Consider the following 18,073-nt stretch of genomic DNA (forward strand, 5'->3'; position numbering starts at 1 on the left):
ATGACCACCCTCACCACCCCCGTGGGCGCCGCCCCGGCGCGGGGCGCGAGTCCCCGGCGCCGCGCCGAGCGCCGCCGGCGGATCATCGCCCTGGCCTTCGTCCTGCCCGCGCTGCTGCTGCTCGGCGCGCTGGTCGTCCACCCCGTCCTGTTCTCCGTCGGCCGCAGTTTCTTCGACGCGTCCGGGAGCCGGTTCGTCGGCGGGGAGAACTACGCGGAGATGTTCCGCGACCCGGCCACGCTCACGGCCATCCGCAACAGCGCGATCTGGGTGGTGGTCGCCCCGACGCTGCTGACCGGGCTCGGGCTGATCCTCGCCGTGCTGGTGGAGAAGGTCCGCTGGGCGACCGCCTTCAAGCTGCTGCTGTTCATGCCGATGGCGGTCTCGTTCCTCGCGGCGGGCATCATCTTCCGGCTCGCCTACGAGGAGGACCCCGACAAGGGTGTGCTCAACGCGGCGGTGGTCGGTGTGCACGACGCGTTCAAGGAGTCGTCCTCCTATCCGACCGCCCGGGCCCGGGAAGGCCAGGGCCTGGACAGGGCTCCTGACGGCTCGTACCGCACGACCGGTGCCGTCTCGCCGGGTGACACGGTCACCCTCGGGTTCGTGGGCGTGCCGCCCGCGGACGTGCCCGCCGGGGCGAAGCCCGCCGCCCCGGTCCGGGCGGGGGCAGGCGAGCTGGGCGGTGCCGTCTACCTGGACTTCACGCCCGGGGGCGGCGGCAGGCCGGGCGTGGTCGACGCGGCCGAGCGCGGGCTGCCGGGGATGACGGTGGAGGCGGAACGGGACGGCAGGGCGGTCGCCACGGCGACGACGGCGGCGGACGGCTCGTTCCGCTTCGGTGAGCTGGCGGCGGGCTCGTACACCGTGCGGCTGCCCGCGGCGAACTTCGCGCCGCCCTACGAGGGCGTCTCCTGGCTCGGTCCGGCCCTGGTCACCCCGGCGATCATCGGCGCGTACCTGTGGATCTGGACGGGCTTCGCCATGGTGCTCATCGGCGCGGGGCTGTCGTCGCTGCCGCGTGACGCGCTGGAGGCCGCGCGGATGGACGGGGCGAGCGAGTGGCAGGTGTTCCGGCGGATCACCGTGCCGCTGCTGGCTCCCGTACTGACCGTCGTCTTCGTGACCCTCGTGATCAATGTGATGAAGGTCTTCGACCTGATCTACATCATCGCGCCGGGGCCGGTGCAGGAGGACGCCACCGTACTGGCCACCCAGATGTGGCTGGTCTCCTTCGGCGGCGGCAACAACCAGGGGCTCGGCAGTGCGCTCGGTGTGCTGCTCCTGCTGCTGGTGATCCCCGCCATGGTGTTCAACGTCCGCCGTTTCCGCAGGAGTCAGTCATGAGCGCGACCGTCACCGCACCCCCCTCGAAGGCGCCCGCGCCGGCTCCCGCCCCGACGTCCCGGCCCGTGCCCGGGCGGGCTGCGGGCGGCCGGCTGCGCCGGTGGCTGGGCAACGGCCTGGTGCGGGCGTTCCTCGTCGTCGTGGGCCTTGTCTGGGTCACCCCGGTGGCCGGGCTCCTGCTGTCCTCGCTGCGCTCGGCCAGCGACAACGCGGCGAGCGGCTGGTGGACGGCACTGACCGCGCCGGGGCAGCTGTCGCTCGACAACTACACGGCGCTGCTGGGCAACGCCGGTATCACCCGCGCCTTCTGGAACACCGTGCTGATCTCGGTGCCGACGACCGCACTCGTGGTCGTCATCGCGGCGCTGGCCGGATACGCCTTCGCCTGGCTGGAGTTCCCGGGGCGCGACTGGATCTTCCTGCTGGTGGTGGCCCTGCTGGTGGTCCCGGTCCAGGTGGGCCTGCTGCCGGTCGCCAAGCTCTTCGGACAGCTGGGCCTGTTCGGCACGATCCCGGGCGTGGTGCTGTTCCACGTCGCGTACGGGCTGCCGTTCGCCATCTTCCTGCTGCGCAACTACTTCGCCGACATCCCGCGCGAAATGCTGGAGGCGGCGCGCATGGACGGCGGCGGCGAGTGGCGGATCTTCACCCGGCTCGTGCTGCCGGTGGGCCGCCCGGCCATCGCCAGCCTGGCGATCTTCCAGTTCCTGTGGGTGTGGAACGACATGCTGGTGGCGCTGCTGTTCGCCGACAGCTCCTCCCAGCCGCTGACCGTGGAACTCCAGTCGCAGGTGCGGCTGTTCGGGAGCAACATCGACGTCCTGGCGCCGGGGGCCTTCCTCTCCCTGATCGTGCCGGTGGTGGTCTTCTTCGCCTTCCAGCGGCACTTCGTCCAGGGGGTGATGGCGGGGTCCGTGAAGTGAGGTCACGGGTACGGGCGGGGCGCCTCACACGGGGGAGGCGCCCCGCCGCCGGGTCAGCGGATCGGCATGCCCGACAGCGTGCGGGCGATGACGAGGCGCTGGATCTCGCTGGTGCCCTCGAAAATGGTGTAGATCGCGGCGTCCCGGTGCATCCGCTCGACCGGGTACTCGCGGGTGAAGCCATTGCCGCCGAGGATCTGGACGGCCTGGGCGGTGACCTTCTTGGCGACCTCGCTCGCGTAGAGCTTGGACATCGAGCCCTCGGCGGAAGTGAAGGGCTTGCCGGTCGTCGCCATCCAGGAGGCGCGCCACACCAGCAGGCGGGCGGCGTCGATCTGGGTGCGCATGTCGGCCAGTTGGAAGGCGACACCCTGGTTGTCGATGATGGGGCGGCCGAACTGGTGGCGGGTCTTGGCGTAGTCGAGGGCCACTTCGTACGCGGCGCGGGCGGTGCCCACGGCCATCGCGCCGACGGCCGGGCGGGACGCCTCGAAGGTGGCCATGGCCGCGTTCTTCAGGCGCTCCCCGTCCTTGCCCGCCTTCGCGGCCTTCTCACGGGCGCGGGCGAGGCGCTCGTCCAGCTTCTCCTTGCCGCCGAGGAGGCAGTGGCCGGGGACGCGCACGTCGTCGAGGACCACCTCGGCCGTGTGGGAGGCGCGGATGCCGTGCTTCTTGAACTTCTGGCCCTGGGAGAGGCCGGGGGTGTTCGGCGGCACGATGAAGGACGCGTGGCCCTTGGAGCCCAGTTCGGGGTCCACGACCGCGACGACGACGTGGACGTTGGCGATGCCGCCGTTGGTGGCCCAGGTCTTGGTGCCGTTGAGGACCCACTCGTCGTTCGCCCGGTCGTAGACGGCGCGGGTACGCATGGCGGCGACGTCCGAGCCGGCGTCGGGCTCGGAGGAGCAGAAGGCGGCGACCTTGACGTCGTCGGGGTCGCCGTACATCTGGGGGATCCAGGTGCCGATCTGCTCCTCGGTGCCGTTGGCGAGGACGCCGACGGCCGCCAGGCCCGTACCGACGATGGACAGGGCGATGCCCGCGTCGCCCCAGAAGAGCTCCTCCATGGTCATGGGGATGCCGAGGCCGGTGGGGTCGAAGAACTGCTGGGCATAGAAGTCGAGGGAGTAGATGCCGACCTTGGCGGCTTCCTGGATGATCGGCCAGGGGGTCTCCTCGCGCTCGTCCCACTCGGCGGCGGCCGGCCGGATCACGTCCTCGGCGAAGCCGTGCAGCCAGTCACGGACCTGCTGCTGGTCGTCGTTGAGTTCAAGGGTGAACTCGGCCATGTTCCCTCCCGGGGTGTTACTTGCGGTAACCGCAGTCTGTTACCGGTAAGTAGCGGCTGTCAACCAGAAGCCACCCTGGGGCGGAGTGTTACGTTGCGCAAGCCTTACGGACATCGCACGGGCGGGGAGACACACGCTATGGGCACCACACACCGGACCGACCAGCAACGGTCGGCCGACCAGCGTCGACGCGAACTGCTCGAGGCGGCCGACCGGGTGGTCCTCCGCGACGGACCGCAGGCCTCCATGAACGCCATCGCCGCCGAGGCGGGTATCACCAAGCCCATCCTCTACCGGCACTTCGGCGACAAGGGCGGCCTGTACCGCGCGCTGGCCAAGCGGCACACGGACGCCCTGCTGGCCGCCCTGCGCGCCGCGCTCGACGCTCCCGCCGAGCGCCGCGAGCGGGTGGAGGCGACCCTCGACACGTACCTGGCGGCGATCGAGGCGCGGCCGCAGGTGTACCGCTTCCTGATGCACCCGGCCGAGGACGCCGGGCAGCACGCGGAGCACGCCTTCGACGTGGGCCGGCACTCGGCGCCGCTGCTGCGCCGCATGGGCGAGGAGCTCGCCCAGGTCATCGCCGAGCGCATCGAACTCGGCCCGGCCAGCGAGGCGCTGGCCCGGGTGTGGGGCCACGGCATCGTCGGCATGATGCACGCCGCCGGCGACTGGTGGCTCGGCGAACGACCCTGCACCCGCGAGGAGTTGGTACGGGGGCTGGCCGATCTGCTGTGGGGACGCCTGGCGGAGGTCGACGACAGGGCGGGCGGCCCGGGGTTCTGACGAAGGCGTCCGCTGCGCGGGGCCTTCCCCCACCCCGCCCCTTCGGCGTGACCGAGGGCTCGGCCCCCCGGACCCGCGCGCCCCAATCGCCGGCGAGGCTGAACCTTCAGCCCGTCCGGCGTTCGAGGACACGGCCGAAGGCCGTACGGGGTCCGAGGCGGAAGCCCCGGTTCCTCAGCGCGTGCGCGCCCACTGCGCCCGGCGCGCCGCCCGCAGGGCTTTGGCGCGGCGCCAGCCGGTGAGGCGGTCCGTGTAGACGGTGCCCTCCAGGTGGTCGCACTCGTGCTGGAGGCAGCGGGCGAAGAACCCCGTGCCCTCCACACGCAAAGGCGCCCCCAGCAGGTCGACGCCCTCCACCACCGCGCGGTCGAAACGCTCCGTCCCCGCCTCGATGCCCGGCAGGGACAGGCAGCCCTCCGGGCCGCGTACCGTCACCCCGTCCGCCTCCACCAGGCGCGGATTGACGAGGTGACCGAGGTGCCGGACGTCCTCGTCGTCGGGGCAGTCGTACACGAAGACCCGCAGGCCCACGCCGACCTGGTTCGCGGCGAGGCCCACGCCCCCGGCCGCGTACATCGTGGCGAACATGTCCTCGATCAGCCGGGACAGGGACGGACCGAAATCGGTGACGGTCTCGCAGGGGGTGTGCAGCACCGGATCGCCGAGCAGGGTCATGGCTCGTACATGGCCGGAACTGCCGGGGATCGGCCGGTTTCGCATGGCGCCCAGCGTACGTTCCGCGCCGCCCCGCCGGTTCCGGCAGGTGGCGCGGTTCGGGCGCCCGGGCCGGATCTCGATAGGCTGAGCCCGCACCCACGCTAGGAGGAACAAGGACGATGGCAGGACACCCTGGCAACGCAGAGCCGCTGTCGCCGCGCGCCAAGCTGGCCGTGACGGCGGGCAAGGCCGCAGCGGCGGTGTCTCGCGCGGCGGGACGCGGCAGCGGATCGGTGATCGGCGGCCGGGTGGCGCTCAAGCTCGACCCCGACCTGCTGGGGCGGTTGGCGCAGCATCTGGACGTGATCCTGGTGTCGGCGACCAACGGCAAGACCACCACCACCCGGCTGATCGCCGAGGCGCTGCGGGCCAGCGGCCCGGTCGTCTCGAACGCCCTCGGCGCGAACATGCCCGCGGGCATCACCTCCGCCCTCGCGGGCGGCTCGGACGCCAAGTACGGCGTGATCGAGGTCGACGAGAAGTACCTCGCCGGTGTCGCGCGCGATGTGGAGCCCAAGGCCATCGCGCTGCTCAACCTCTCGCGCGACCAGCTCGACCGCGCCGCGGAGACGCGGATGCTGGCCGAGAAGTGGCGCGAGGGCCTGTCGGGTACGAAGGCGGTCGTCGTGGCCAACGCCGACGACCCGCTCATCGTGTGGGCCGCGTCCTCCTCCGCCAATGTCGTCTGGGTGGCGGCCGGTCAGGAGTGGAAGGACGACGCCTGGTCCTGCCCCGCCTGCGGCGGTGTCATGCAGCGCCCCGGCGACGACTGGTTCTGCGGCGAGTGCGGTTTCCGCCGCCCCGCCCCGAGCTGGGCGCTCAGCGGCGACTACGTCCTGGACCCGCACGGCTCGGCCTGGCCGATCCACCTCCAGCTGCCCGGCCGTGCCAACAAGGCGAACGCCGCCACCTCCGCCGCCGTCGCCGCCGTCTTCGGCGTGCCGCCGCAGGTCGCGCTGGAGCGCATGTACCAGGTGCAGGCGGTGGCCGGCCGGTACGACGTGGTGAACTTCCAGGACCGTGAGCTGCGGCTGCTGCTGGCGAAGAACCCGGCGGGCTGGCTCGAAACGTTTTCGCTGATCGACCCGCCGCCCACACCGGTGATCCTCTCCGTCAACGCCCGGGGCGCGGACGGCACGGACACGTCCTGGCTGTGGGACGTCGACTACACGCGGCTGGCCGGGCACCCGATCTTCGTGATCGGTGACCGCCGCCTGGACCTGGCGGTGCGCCTGGAGGTCGCGGGCCTGGACTTCCGGGTGTGCGAGACGGTCGACGAGGCGGTCCAGCTGGCTCCGCCCGGGCGGATCGAGCTCATCGCCAACTACACCGCGTTCCAGGACGTACGCCGCCGCGTCGGCAACTGACCCCGCTTCAAGGCTGAAGGACAATGAGCATGAGCGACAGCAGTCTGCGTCTGGTGTGGGTCTACCCCGACCTGCTCAGTACGTACGGAGACCAGGGCAACGCCCTCGTGGTGGAGCGCCGCGCCCGCCAGCGCGGCCTGGACGTGCAGCGGGTGGACGTGCGCAGCGACCAGCCGATCCCGACGTCCGGTGACATCTACCTGATCGGCGGCGGCGAGGACCGCCCGCAGCGGCTGGCGGCCGAGCGGCTGCGCCGGGACGGCGGGCTGAACCGGGCCGCCGAGAACGGCGCGATCATCTTCTCGGTGTGCGCCGGGTACCAGATCCTGGGCCACGAGTTCATCAACGACCTCGGTGAGCGCGAGCCGGGCCTCGGCCTGATCGACGTGATCTCGACCCGTGGTGAGGGCGCCCGGTGCGTGGGTGATGTGCTCGCCGACATCGACCCGCGCCTGGGCCTGCCCCAGCTGACCGGGTTCGAGAACCACCAGGGCATCACGCACCTGGGCCCCACCGCCCGCCCGTTCGCGCGCACCGTGTTCGGCAACGGCAACGGCACCGGGGACGGCACCGAAGGCGCGTACAACGACACCGTTTTCGGTACGTACATGCACGGGCCGGTCATGGCGCGCAACCCGCAGATCGCGGACCTGCTGCTGAAGCTGGCCCTCGATGTGAACGCGCTGCCGCCGACCGACGACCGGTGGTACGACGCGCTGCGCGCCGAGCGGATCGCGGCGGCGAGCCAGCCCGCCTGAGCGGACGCCGGCTCTTCTGATACCGCGTCCATTGTCGGTTCATCCGAATACCGTCCAGTAGACGGACGCTCGGTTCGGCCCCGTCACCCATTCTCGGTAGGGTGGCGGGGATCCAACCGGACGACGTGGTCCGGGAGTCGGCCCACGTTGCAAAGGTATTTCGGGCTATGCGCATTGGTGTGCTCACCTCCGGGGGCGACTGCCCCGGTCTGAACGCCGTCATCCGTTCCGTCGTGCACCGTGCCGTCGTCGACCACGGCGACGAGGTGATCGGGTTCCACGACGGCTGGAAGGGCCTCCTGGAGTGCGACTACCGCAAGCTCGACCTGGACGCGGTGGGCGGCATCCTCGCCCGTGGCGGCACCATCCTCGGCTCCTCCCGCGTGCAGCCCGCGCACCTGCGTGACGGTGTGGAGCGCGCCAAGGGGCACGTCGCCGAGCTGGGCCTCGACGCGATCATCCCGATCGGCGGGGAGGGCACCCTCAAGGCGGCCAACCTGCTCTCCGAGGCGGGGCTGCCCATCGTCGGCGTACCGAAGACCATCGACAACGACATCGCCTCGACCGACGTCACCTTCGGCTTCGACACGGCCGTCGGGGTGGCCACGGAGGCGCTGGACCGGCTGAAGACCACCGCCGAGTCCCACCAGCGTGTGCTGATCGTGGAGGTCATGGGGCGCCACACCGGGTGGATCGCCCTGCACTCCGGCATGGCGGCCGGTGCTCACGCGATCGTCGTCCCCGAGCGCCCCTTCGACATCGACGAGCTGACCGCCCGGGTCGGTGCGCGGTTCGAGGCGGGCAAGAAGTTCGCGATCGTGGTCGCGGCGGAGGGTGCCAAGCCGCGCGAGGGGACCATGAAGTTCAACGAGGGCGGCAAGGACATCTACGGGCACGAGCGGTTCGCGGGCGTCGCCCAGCAGCTGGCCGGCGAGCTGGAGCAGCGGCTCGGCAAGGAGGCCCGCGCGGTGATCCTCGGCCATGTCCAGCGGGGCGGGACGCCGACCGCCTACGACCGTGTCCTCGCGACGCGGTTCGGCTGGCACGCGGTGGAGGCGGCGCACCGGGGCCAGTTCGGCATGCTGACCGCGCTGCGCGGCACGGACATCGTCATGGTGCCGCTGGCCCAGGCCGTGGAGACGCTCAAGACGGTTCCGGCGGAGCGGTACGACGAGGCCGAGACCGTCCTCTAGATTTCCGTTTCGTACCGAACCACCCGCCCCCGGTCGCAGAAGCGGCCGGGGGCGGCTCTAGTCTGGACCGGCAAGCGGACAACCCCGTACGAAACAGGAGCCGGCGCATGGATCACAGCGGGCACGGCATGACCATGGATCTGCCGCCGTTCACGCTGGGGCGGGGGCTCGCGTACTCGCCGGACACCTTCTTCCTCGTCGGCTGCCTGCTGGCGCTCGGCCTGTACGGGTGGGGCGTCGTCCGGCTGCGCAGGCGCGGCGACGCCTGGCCGGCCGGGCGGATCGTGTCGTTCCTGGCGGGTGTGCTGACCGTGGCACTGGTGATGTGCACCCGGCTCAACGACTACGGCATGGTCATGTTCAGCGTGCACATGGTCCAGCACATGATCATCAGCATGCTGTCGCCGATCCTGCTGCTGCTCGGGGCGCCCGTGACACTGGCGCTGCGGGCCCTGCCGGTCGCGTCCCGGCGGGGCAGCAAGGGGCCGCGCGAGCTGCTGCTGTCACTGCTGCACAGCCGCTACATGCGGATCATCACGCACCCGGTGTTCACGATCCCGCTGTTCATCGCCAGCCTGTACGCCCTGTACTTCACGCCGCTCTTCGACTTCCTGATGGGTTCCAAGCCCGGACACATCGCGATGATGGTGCACTTCCTCGCGGTGGGGCTGGTCTTCTTCTGGCCGATCATGGGCGTGGACCCGGGCCCGCACCGGCCCGGCTATGTGATGCGGATGCTGGAGCTCTTCGCGGGCATGCCGTTCCACGCCTTCTTCGGTATCGCGCTGATGATGGCGACGGAACCGATGGTCAAGGCGTACGAGAATCCGCCCGCCTCCCTCGGTATCGACGCCCTCGCCGACCAGAACGCGGCGGGCGGCATCGCCTGGGCGTTCAGCGAGATCCCCTCCGTGCTGGTCCTGATCGCGCTGGTGTACCAGTGGTACCGCTCCGAGCAGCGCCAGGCGGTCCGCACGGACCGGGCGGCCGACCGGGACGGCGACAAGGAGCTGGAGGCGTACAACGCCTACCTGGCCTCACTTCAGGCGCGCGGCCGGTAGCGGCCCGGCTCCGGACCGCGGGGGCGGGAATCAGCGCGCCGGGCAGTAGCGCCCGGGCCTCCTCCCGGGTGACCATGGCCTTACGGCCGCGGCCGGGAGGAGGGCGCGCATGTCCGGTTCCACGAAGACGATGGGTGTGCTCACCGTGGGGGCGCTGGTACTGACGACGGCGTACACGGTGGCACTGGGCAGCAACGGCTGGCTGTGGTTCGCCTGGGTGGTGCTCGGGCTGGTGACGATCGGGATGGCCGCCATCCGCGACATGTGAGGCGGGGCGGCGGTGTCAGCGGCGCATCGGGCCCCAGGGGCGGCGCTGGCGCGCCACCTCCTCCTTGGCCTCGTCGATGACCGCCAGGTCGATCCAGCTGACCGGCTCGATGTCACACAGGAGCGGCTCGTTGTCCGGGCCACGGGCCACCTCGCGGCCGCGCAGCGTCCAGGGGCGTACGTCACCGTCCCGCTCGCGGCGCAGGTGGTGGTAGTCGTACAGCCGCCGGGCCACCCACAACCGCAGGGAGCGGTCGCCCCACCACCGCTCCACCTGGAGCGGGTTGGCGGACAGGCCGGGCATCGGGATGCCGGTGAGTTCATCCACGCTACGGGTCTTGCCGAGGTCATGGGACGGGCCCCTGGACCACCGGACGTAGAGAGATCCATGGCGTTCCACCAGTTCACCGAGCTCCTCCAGGGAGCGCACGGTGGGCAGCACGGTCATGCCGTCGGGGGCCGCTCTCCGGCCGGCCGTGTCGGTCATGGAGCCTCACCCTCCTTGTCGTACGGAGTCGTGTCGTTGACGGAAGGGAGCCCTGGGGAGCCACAGGAGTCCTGGAGAGCCACAGGGATTCCGTGGGGACCACACGTACCCCGTCATCCGCTCTTCACCAGCCATCTTCGTCAGCCGCGCGGGTTCGCACCACGCGGGCAGGGGCCGGGCGCCGTCTGTCGCGTCGTCTGTCGCGTCGCCTGTCGCGTCACGCGGGGCAGCGGGGAGGCGGCCGGGGGCAGGGGCGCACATTCCTGCGCACGGTGGCGTGAGGGGGGCGCTCGTCGGCGGTGGCACGCGCCCCCTACGACTCGCGGCGATGTTCTTACCCCGCCGCCGTGGGCAACCGCATGGGTGACCATACGGAAGCCCGGCGGGGGGAGCCGGGTGGATGACCGGGAGGGGATGGGGCATGACGAGGGTTCTCGTGCTGCACAGTGTCAGCCTGCTGAGGTCGGCGCTGGCGGCGCTGCTGGAATCGGAGGGGTCGTTCGACGTGGTCGCGGCCGGCTGGCGTACCGCCAACCGTCACGCACAGTCCTTACGGCCGGACGTGTGCGTGGTGGACCTGGACTGCCCGGGGGCCTCGGCGCTGCTGGAGGGCGAGGCGGAGCCGGGCCTGGGGGCGTGGGGCGGGCGCAGCGGACTGCTGGTGCTCGCGTCGGCGGGCAGGCCGGGGAGACTGCGCCGGGCGTTCGAGGCACGGGCGCTGGGGTACGTCGACAAGGACGGCTCGCCCCACCGCCTGGTGCGGGGCATCCGGAAGGTCGCGGAAGGCGAGCGGTTCGTCGACGAATCGCTCGCCTTCGGCTTTCTGGAGGCGTCGCGGATGCCGTTGACCGCGCGTGAGCTGAGCGTGCTGGCGCGGGCGGCGGAGGGCGAGTCGATCGCGGAGATAGCGCGGGGCCTGCATCTGTCGAACGGAACGGTCCGCAACTACATGGCGTCGGCCACGCGGAAGGTCGGCGCGCGCAACCGGATCGACGCGATAAGAATCTCGCAGGGTGCCGGATGGGTGTGAGGGGGCCGCGCTCAGGATCCGTGGCCGGGTCCAGGGTCCGTGGCCGGGTTGGGGGTCCGTGGCCGGGTGACGGCCGCAGGCGGGGGGCTGCTTCGGGAGGGGTGGCGGGTCAGCCCGGGCGATGGTTCGAGCCGGCGACGGATCAGGCCGTGCGACGGTTCGAGCCCGCGACGGATCAAGCCGGGCGGCGGGGCGGGTCGGGCGGCGGGTCGGCGGCGGTTCAGGTCGGGTGACGGCTGCGGGCGGGGTGGCGGGTAGGCCGGGCGACGGTTCGAGCCCGCGACGGATCAGGCCGGGTGGCGGGTCGGCGGCGGTTCAGGTCGGGTGACGGCCTCGGGCCGGGTGGCGGGTCGGGCCGGGCGCGGTCCGGGTCACGTGAGCGGATCAGGCCGGGGGCGGCTTCAGGCCGCGTCGGGGTGCCAGAGGCCGACGAGGTCGCGGTACAGGGCCGAGCGCGCCAGCAGCTCGCCGTGCGGGGCGCACTGCGCCCGGTCCCCGTCCAGGACCAGGACCCGGTCGGCCCGCAGGGCGGACGAGATGCGGTGGGCGACGACGATGAGGGTGCCGGGCCGGGCGGCGAGGGCCCGCTCGGTCCGCTCCTCGGTGTCGGGGTCCAGATGGCACGTCGCCTCGTCCAGCAGGAGCAGCGGGGCGGGCGACAGATACGCCCGGCCGAGCGCCAGCAGCTGCCGCTCGCCCTGCGACAGCCTGCCCGGGGCGATCACCGCGTCCGGGCCGCCGAGCCGCTGCAGGAGGGGCGCCAGCCCGAGCGCGTCCACCGTTTGCCGGACCTGGGCGGGCGTGGCGTCGGGGCGGAGGTAGCGGAGGTTGTCGAGGACGGTGCCGGTGAAGACGTACGCCTGCTGCGGCAGCAGCGCGGGTACGCCGGCCACGGCGACCGTGCCGCCGGTCGGAGCCAGGAGCCCGGCGAGCAGGGCGGTCAGGGTGGACTTTCCGATTCCGCTCGGTCCCACCACGGCGAGGTGCTCCCCCGGATGGAGGACGAGATCGAGTCCGTCCAGCACCGGGCGCGCCCCGGGGCCGTAGGCGAAGCTGACGCCGCGCAGTTCGGCGGCGGGCGGAGTGGGGCGCAGGAGGACGGCGGACTTGATGGACGCCGGGCGCTCCGGGCGCGCCGGGAGCTCGGACGGGGCGGCGGTGAAGCGTTCCAGGACCACCAGGAGGCGTGTTCCGGCCGTGCCCAGGGCGGTCATCAGGGCGTCGAGGGCCGGCAGGAGGGCCTGGATGAGGTAGGTGAGGGCGCCGAGCAGGGTGCCGGCCGTGACCCCGCGGCGCAGGAGCCACGGGGTGGCCAGCAGCAGCGCGATGACCGGCAGGCGGCCCGCCGCGCCGAGGGCGAGCGTGCGGACGGCCGCCCAGCGGGCCAGGCGGCGCGAGAGGCGGGCTTCGGCGTCGATCAGCCGTCCGACGTCGGCGGTGACGTGCCGCTCGCCGCCGCACGCCACCACGTCCCGCAGCCCGGCGCCGACCGCGCCGACCCGGGCCGACAGTGCCTCGTCGGCGTCGAGGAACGCGCGTTGCACGGCGGCCATGGGGGCGAGGGTGGCGAGGAACATCGCCAGTCCGAGCAGGAGCGGCGGCAGGACGACGAGCGTCAGCGCGGGCTCCAGGGAGGCCATGCCGAGCAGCGCGCCGAGGGCGGTGAAGACGAAGGAGCGGGCGGTCAGGACGAGTCCGGCGAAGCTGTCGCGGGCGATCTCGGTCTGGTGGGTGAGCCGGGAGACGGCCGTGCCGCCGGCCGCGCTCTCGGCACGTGCCGGGTCCGCCACCGCCGCCGCGAGGGCCTGCGACACGGCCCGGCGTACCAGGCCGTCGCGCAGCGGTTCGACCAGGCCCGCGAGGCCGCCGAACACCCCGCGTACGGCGAACCCGCCGAGCAGCGTCCCGGCGGCGGCCACGGCGAGCCACAACAGGCCGGTGCCGGTGCGCCCGGCGAGGAAACCGTCGTCCAGGGCGCGGGCGACCCCGTACCCACCGAGGAACGTGTGGGCGGACTCCAGCAGTGACCAGGCGGCCAGCCGCACCAGGTCGCGCTTCCTCCGCAGCAGGAAACGCCGCCCCTCGGCCAGGACCCGGCGCTCCGTCATGCGTCCGCCGCCCCCGCCGTGGCGAAGACGGCTCGGTACGCCGGGTCCCGCCACAGCGTCCGGTGCGGCCCGGCGGCCCGTACCCGGCCGCCGTCCAGCCACACCACCAGGTCCGCCCGGGCGGCGGAGGAGAGCCGGTGGGCGACGACCAGCCGGGTGCCCGGCCTGACGTCATGGGCCAGGGCCCGCTCGACCTGCCGCTGGGTGACGGTGTCCAGGCCGGACATGGCGTCGTCGAGGATCAACAGCCGTCCCGCGTGGGCGAACGCCCGCGCCAGGCCGAGGCGTTGCAGCTCGCCACCCGAGAGCGGCGCGTCGGCGAGGGGCGTGTCGTAGCCGTAGGGCAGCCGTGTAACGAACCCGTCCGCGCCGGCCGCCCGGGCGGCGGACCGCACGGCGCCCGGCGCGGGCACGTCGGTGCCGAACGCGATGGTGTCGCCGACCGTCGTACCGAAGAGCGCGGGGCGGGCGAACGCGTGGCCGACCTCGCGGCGGAGCTGCCCCGGCTCGACGGAGTCCAGGGGTACGCCGTCGAGCAGGACGCTGCCCTCGTCGGGGTCCACGAGCCGCCCCGCGACGGCGGCGAGCAGCGACTTGCCCGCGCCCGACCGGCCGACCACGGCCGCGGTCGCGCCGCCGGGCACCAGGAGGTCGACGCCGCGCAGCACGGGCTTCCCGTCCCGTAGGACGGTGACGCCGCGCAGTTCGAGGGTGCCGGTGCCGCCGGCGGGCAGGGCGCCGCGACCGTGCGGGACGGCGGGCAGGGCGAGGAGTTCCGCGGTGCGGCGGGCGGCCGTGCGGCCCCGGACCAGGGCGCCGAGGACGCCGGCCACCGCGCCGATGCCGGCGGCGAGGGAGGCGTACCGCGAGGCCGCCACGAGGTCGCCGACGTCCAGGGCTCCCGACGCCAGCCGGGCGCCGCCCACGGCCAGGACGACGCACACCAGCAGGGGCATGAGGACACCGCTGCGGGCGACGGCGCGGCCGTAGACGAGCCACATCGTCCGCCCCTCGGCGGCGAGTTCGGGCAGCGTCGCGAGGACGCGCCGCTGTTCGCGTACGACGGTTCCGGCGGCGGCGATGGTACGGGCGCCGGCCAGCGCCTCGACGAGGCGGTCCGCCATGGCGGACTGCGCGCGCTGGTAACGGGAGACGGTGCCGGAGGAGGTACGGGCGAAGGACCGGAGCAGCAGGACGAGCAGCGGGGCGCCGGCCAGGAACGCGGCCGCCGTCCACAGGTCGATGAGGAGCAGCGCGACGAGCGCCCCGAGCGGCGGGAGGAGCGCGGCGGCGGCGCCCGCGGCCGTGGCGGGCACGGTGCCGGCCTCGGTGGCGTTGGCGGTCAGCCGCGTCGCGAGGTCGCCGGGGGCGAAGCGGGCCGCGTGGTGCGGGGAGGCGGTGAGGAGGCGGGCGAGGGCGCGTTGGCGCAGCCAGGCGGTGGAGCGGGCGTTGACGGTACCGGTCAGCAGGGCCACCAGCGCGTCGAGAACCACCTCCGCGGCGATGAGTGCCGCGCACAGGGTGACCCAGCGCGACGCGCCGGGATCGCGGGCAAGCAGCAGGTCGAGGCTGCGGCCGAGTACGGCGGGCTCGGCAAGGGCGGCGAGCGCGGACGCCACGGAGCAGACCAGCACCGCCACGGCCCGCCCCCCGCTGTGCCGCCCAGCCCCCCACAGCACCCGCTCGGCCCGGTCCGCCGCGTGCTGCTTGCCGTCGCACGAGGCGCGGGAGGCGGGCCGGGAGGTGCCGGCGGGCCCAGGCGCCCGCGCATGGCCGAAGGGCCCGGCGGGTCGCATGGGGGCTGCCGGCCCGGGGGCGTTCGGGGGCGGGGAGGTCATCGGTGGGTGTCCTCCGCGGGGGTGTGGGTGGTCCCGGGCGGGGTGAGCCGCCCGGGACCGGGTGATCCGTTCAGCCGCGCGGCATTCGGCACCGCGCGGCCGGGCGGGTCAGTGGCAGGTCGTGACGCTCAGGCTGCTGTCGCCGCAGAGCAGCAGGCTCGCGCGGCTGCCGGTGGCGATGTCGCCCGTGGCCTCTTCCTTGGGGGTCTCCATCGACTGCAGGTCGAGAAGGGTCATGATGGTTTCCTTTCCTTCATGGGGACGGTGTGCTCGGTCACGGCCCCGGATGGGGCCGGCTTGTGGGCCGCCGTCGTGACGGCGGGAGGAACGGCAGGTGCGTGCGTCCGCCGGACGCCGCGCTGCCGAGGGCGAGCAGGCATCCGGCCGTGCCCGTGGCGAGGTCCATGGACAGCCGCATCATCTGCTCGCCGGGGAAGGCCAGTTCGCCCCGGTACGGCACGGCGTGCCGGGCGAGCGCGTCGATCTGGCGCCGTACGCCCGCGGTGTCGGCACCCGGCGCGGGCGTAGTGGTCCGGCTCAGGTGGAGCACCATGCCGGCCGCGCCCCGGAACAGCCCGGGCTGGGCGTAGAACGTGGCCTGGGCGGCCCGTACGATCTCGTGCCGGGCCTCCTCGAAGTCGGCGTCGTCGCGGTGGGCGAGGTAGTCGTCGAGCACCATCCCGATGCCGACGCTCCCGGCGCCGAGGTACGGCATGGTCCGCCAGCCCTCGTCGACCTGGAGGGTGCCGCCCGCGCTCCGTACGCAGCGCGCCAGGTCGCGCCGGAGCGCGTCGGCGGCCAGGTCGAGCAGGCCGGTGTCGCCGGTGCGTTCGTACAGGCGCAGGAAGAGCAGGGCCGCGCCCGACGCGCCGTGGAGCAGCCCGGCCCGTGAGACGCCGGGCAGGGCCCGGGCGACGAGGCCGGCGCAGCGCAGGGCGGCGTCCCGCAGGCCGAGCGCGTCCAGGGCCAGGCCGACGCCCGCGAGGCCGCTGTGCAGGTCGGGGGCGATGTTCTCCCAGGGGAGCTGGAGGGCCGGTTCGGCGAGTTCCAGGGCGCGTTCGGGGTGGCCGAGGCGGTCCAGGGTCCAGGCGATGCCCGCGAGGCCGTCGTAGAACCCGATCGGTGTGCCGGACTCGGGTTCCTTGGTGCGCCGCAGCAGCCACTCCTCGGCTTCCCCGCACCGCCCGGCGCCAGTCTCGGCGAGGGCGTACAGGACGCCGGCGGCGCCGTAACCGAACGTCAGCCCGCCGCCGGCGGTGGTGAACTGGGCGATGTCCCCGGGGAAGAACCGGTCCTCGCGCTCGGGTGTGGCGGAGGCGAGGATGGCGCGCACCATGGAGTCGCGGCTGCGCGGCCAGTCCCCCGGCTCCACGGGCAGGTACGGCCCGCGAGGGCGCTCCCCGCCGGGTACCTGACGGCGCTCCCCGCCGGGTATCCAGCTGCGCTCCCCGCCGCCGGGCCCCCGGCCGCCGCCCGTGATCTCTTCCACCGCCTCGTCGAGGAAGCCGCGCGGTACGGGGAAGTCGGCGGCCGCGATGTCGGCGAGGTGCCGGGCCTTCTCGGGGTCCAGCGGGAGCAGGCTGGTCAGCGGCAGGAACAGGGCGATCCGCAGGCACGCCAGCGCATAGCGGTCGACGGCGAACCCGCGCCGGTCCGCGGGCGCGACGAACGCGGGGTTGGCGACGGTCTGGCGCCGTCCCTCGTCGATGTGGGCGGCGGCCTCGAAGTCCAGCAGTGTCACGGACGACTCGTCCTCGGACACCATGATGTTGAACAGGTGCAGGTCGTTGAAGACCACTCCGCGCGCGTGCACCGCGTCGACGGCCTCCTCCACCAGCCGGTGTATGCGCAGGGCCCATTCGGTGTACTCGGCGAGGGCTCCCGGCGCGGGGTCCGCCTCGATCATCGGGTGGCGGCGGGCGAAGAAGGTGTTGAGCGGCTTGCCCTCGATGAACTCCATCGCGAGGAAGTGGTGCTCGCCCAGGACGAACGCGCCCCGCACCTCGGGCGTGCACGGCAGCCCCGCCAGCCGTTCCAGCGCCGTCTGTTCGCGCCGCAGCCGGGTCACCGCGTCGGCACCGTCCGCGGCCAGCCCGGCGTGCGGCCGGGCTTCCTTGAGGACGACCTTCTCGCCGGTACGCCGGTCATGGCCGACGTACACTCCCCCGCCGTTGGAGAAGTGCAAGGCGCTGTCGACGCTGTACGGGATGCCGGTCACCGTCACGGCGGCCCGCGCGTCGAGGTGGGGCCGCAGGAACGCGGGCGGGGTCACCCACTCCGGCACCTGGAACACCGGCCCCCTCAGGTCGGGCACGAGCCGCCCCTCGGGGTCCTCGACGGCCGGGCACAGCTCGCCGTCGTCGCCGTAGCAGTGCCGGCGGGTGAAGCTGCCGTAGCGGACGTGGACGGGACCGTCTCCCCAGCGCAGGTCGCTCAGGATGTACGGGCCGGGCTCGCCGGCGAGCAGTTCCGCCAGGTCGTCGGCGATCTGGCGGCACTGCTCGTCGCCGGCCGGGTAGACGGTGATGAACTTGCCGCCGGCGGCCCGGTCGGCGTACTTGGCGTTGCGGGTGTGCAGCAGATAGCGGCTCGGGACGAACTTGAAGGCGACGCGACGGGCGAAGCAGTAGTCCGCGACCCGGGAGAGAATCGTTTCCGCATTGTCCAGGCACGCCGAGACGTGGATCTTCCAGCCCTGCGCGGGCAGCGTGTGGTCGACCGGGCGCAGGGCCAGCCAGTCACCGCTGCGGTGCCGGCGCCACCCCTCGGGTACGGGCGCCAGCGCCGCCGCGTACAGCGTGCCCCTGTGGTCGGTGCCCTCGGCGGACAGCCGGTACGGCGCGTCGTAGAAGTGACGGTCCGCGTCGCAGAAGGCGGCGTAGCCCTTGATCACACCTGCTCC

General features: G+C 73.2%; 16 protein-coding genes. 9 read left to right on the forward strand and 7 right to left on the reverse strand.

The window, feature by feature from the left end; genetic code table 11:
* On the forward strand, positions 1 to 1,347 hold the full coding sequence (locus QWM81_RS02430) for a carbohydrate ABC transporter permease (RefSeq protein WP_290109725.1): 1,347 nt from the start codon (positions 1 to 3) through the stop codon (positions 1,345 to 1,347).
* Positions 1,344 to 2,270, forward strand: a complete 927-nt coding sequence (locus QWM81_RS02435) for a carbohydrate ABC transporter permease (RefSeq protein ID WP_290109726.1) — start codon at positions 1,344 to 1,346, stop codon at positions 2,268 to 2,270. Before QWM81_RS02430 ends, QWM81_RS02435 begins: the two co-directional genes overlap by 4 nt.
* 53 nt (positions 2,271 to 2,323) lie before the next feature.
* On the opposite strand, the gene QWM81_RS02440 is transcribed toward QWM81_RS02435, so the two are convergent.
* Positions 2,324 to 3,559, reverse strand: a complete 1,236-nt coding sequence (locus QWM81_RS02440) for an acyl-CoA dehydrogenase family protein (protein WP_290109727.1) — start codon at positions 3,557 to 3,559, stop codon at positions 2,324 to 2,326.
* 138 nt (positions 3,560 to 3,697) lie between these two features.
* Between QWM81_RS02440 and QWM81_RS02445 the strand changes: the two genes are divergently transcribed.
* Positions 3,698 to 4,345: a TetR/AcrR family transcriptional regulator gene (locus tag QWM81_RS02445; protein WP_290109728.1), complete on the forward strand. Its 648-nt coding sequence runs from the start codon at positions 3,698 to 3,700 to the stop codon at positions 4,343 to 4,345.
* Between the two features lie 174 nt (positions 4,346 to 4,519).
* Here QWM81_RS02445 and def read toward each other — a convergent pair whose 3' ends face one another.
* Positions 4,520 to 5,065, reverse strand: coding sequence for a peptide deformylase (gene def, locus QWM81_RS02450; protein WP_290109730.1), 546 nt, complete (start codon positions 5,063 to 5,065; stop codon positions 4,520 to 4,522).
* Positions 5,066 to 5,181: 116 nt separating this feature from the next.
* Here def and QWM81_RS02455 point away from each other — a divergent pair, with 116 nt between their 5' ends.
* The 5 genes from QWM81_RS02455 to QWM81_RS02475 all read left to right on the forward strand — a co-directional run bounded on the left by QWM81_RS02455 (position 5,182) and on the right by QWM81_RS02475 (position 9,709).
* Positions 5,182 to 6,429: a Mur ligase family protein gene (locus QWM81_RS02455; RefSeq protein WP_290109732.1), complete on the forward strand. Its 1,248-nt coding sequence runs from the start codon at positions 5,182 to 5,184 to the stop codon at positions 6,427 to 6,429.
* 29 nt (positions 6,430 to 6,458) lie between these two features.
* Positions 6,459 to 7,187 carry a type 1 glutamine amidotransferase gene (locus QWM81_RS02460; RefSeq protein WP_290109734.1) on the forward strand — a complete coding sequence of 243 codons (729 nt, stop codon included), beginning with the start codon at positions 6,459 to 6,461 and terminating at the stop codon, positions 7,185 to 7,187.
* A 167-nt stretch (positions 7,188 to 7,354) separates the two neighbouring features.
* Entirely contained in the window at positions 7,355 to 8,380 is a 1,026-nt protein-coding gene (locus tag QWM81_RS02465; protein ID WP_290109735.1) for a 6-phosphofructokinase, read from the forward strand.
* 107 nt (positions 8,381 to 8,487) lie between these two features.
* Positions 8,488 to 9,441 (forward strand): cytochrome c oxidase assembly protein, encoded by a 954-nt coding sequence (locus tag QWM81_RS02470; RefSeq protein ID WP_290109736.1) that lies wholly within the window; start codon positions 8,488 to 8,490, stop codon positions 9,439 to 9,441.
* A 109-nt stretch (positions 9,442 to 9,550) separates the two neighbouring features.
* On the forward strand, positions 9,551 to 9,709 hold the full coding sequence (locus QWM81_RS02475; protein ID WP_290109737.1) for a hypothetical protein: 159 nt from the start codon (positions 9,551 to 9,553) through the stop codon (positions 9,707 to 9,709).
* A gap of 15 nt (positions 9,710 to 9,724) precedes the next feature.
* Here the strand turns inward: QWM81_RS02475 and QWM81_RS02480 are convergent, their stop codons facing one another.
* On the reverse strand, positions 9,725 to 10,195 hold the full coding sequence (locus QWM81_RS02480; RefSeq protein WP_290109738.1) for a DUF6098 family protein: 471 nt from the start codon (positions 10,193 to 10,195) through the stop codon (positions 9,725 to 9,727).
* A 421-nt stretch (positions 10,196 to 10,616) separates the two neighbouring features.
* Between QWM81_RS02480 and QWM81_RS02485 the strand changes: the two genes are divergently transcribed.
* Positions 10,617 to 11,225 carry a response regulator transcription factor gene (locus tag QWM81_RS02485; protein WP_290109739.1) on the forward strand — a complete coding sequence of 203 codons (609 nt, stop codon included), beginning with the start codon at positions 10,617 to 10,619 and terminating at the stop codon, positions 11,223 to 11,225.
* 401 nt (positions 11,226 to 11,626) lie between these two features.
* On the opposite strand, the gene QWM81_RS02490 is transcribed toward QWM81_RS02485, so the two are convergent.
* The 4 genes from QWM81_RS02490 to lanKC form a co-directional block, all read right to left on the reverse strand.
* Entirely contained in the window at positions 11,627 to 13,333 is a 1,707-nt protein-coding gene (locus tag QWM81_RS02490; protein WP_290109740.1) for an ATP-binding cassette domain-containing protein, read from the reverse strand.
* A complete protein-coding gene (locus tag QWM81_RS02495) occupies positions 13,330 to 15,171 on the reverse strand; it encodes an ABC transporter ATP-binding protein (RefSeq protein ID WP_290109741.1) in 1,842 nt (613 codons plus the stop codon). Before QWM81_RS02495 ends, QWM81_RS02490 begins: the two co-directional genes overlap by 4 nt.
* A gap of 108 nt (positions 15,172 to 15,279) precedes the next feature.
* Complete coding sequence (locus QWM81_RS02500) at positions 15,280 to 15,408, reverse strand: SapB/AmfS family lanthipeptide (RefSeq protein ID WP_290109742.1); 129 nt, start codon at positions 15,406 to 15,408, stop codon at positions 15,280 to 15,282.
* A 37-nt stretch (positions 15,409 to 15,445) separates the two neighbouring features.
* The gene (lanKC, locus tag QWM81_RS02505; protein WP_290109743.1) at positions 15,446 to 18,064 is read right to left on the reverse strand and encodes a class III lanthionine synthetase LanKC; all 2,619 of its coding nucleotides are present in this window, start codon (positions 18,062 to 18,064) and stop codon (positions 15,446 to 15,448) included.
* Positions 18,065 to 18,073: the final 9 nt, after the last annotated feature.

It is taken from the genome of Streptomyces ficellus (genome assembly GCF_030406405.1).
Lineage (GTDB): Bacteria > Actinomycetota > Actinomycetes > Streptomycetales > Streptomycetaceae > Streptomyces > Streptomyces ficellus_B.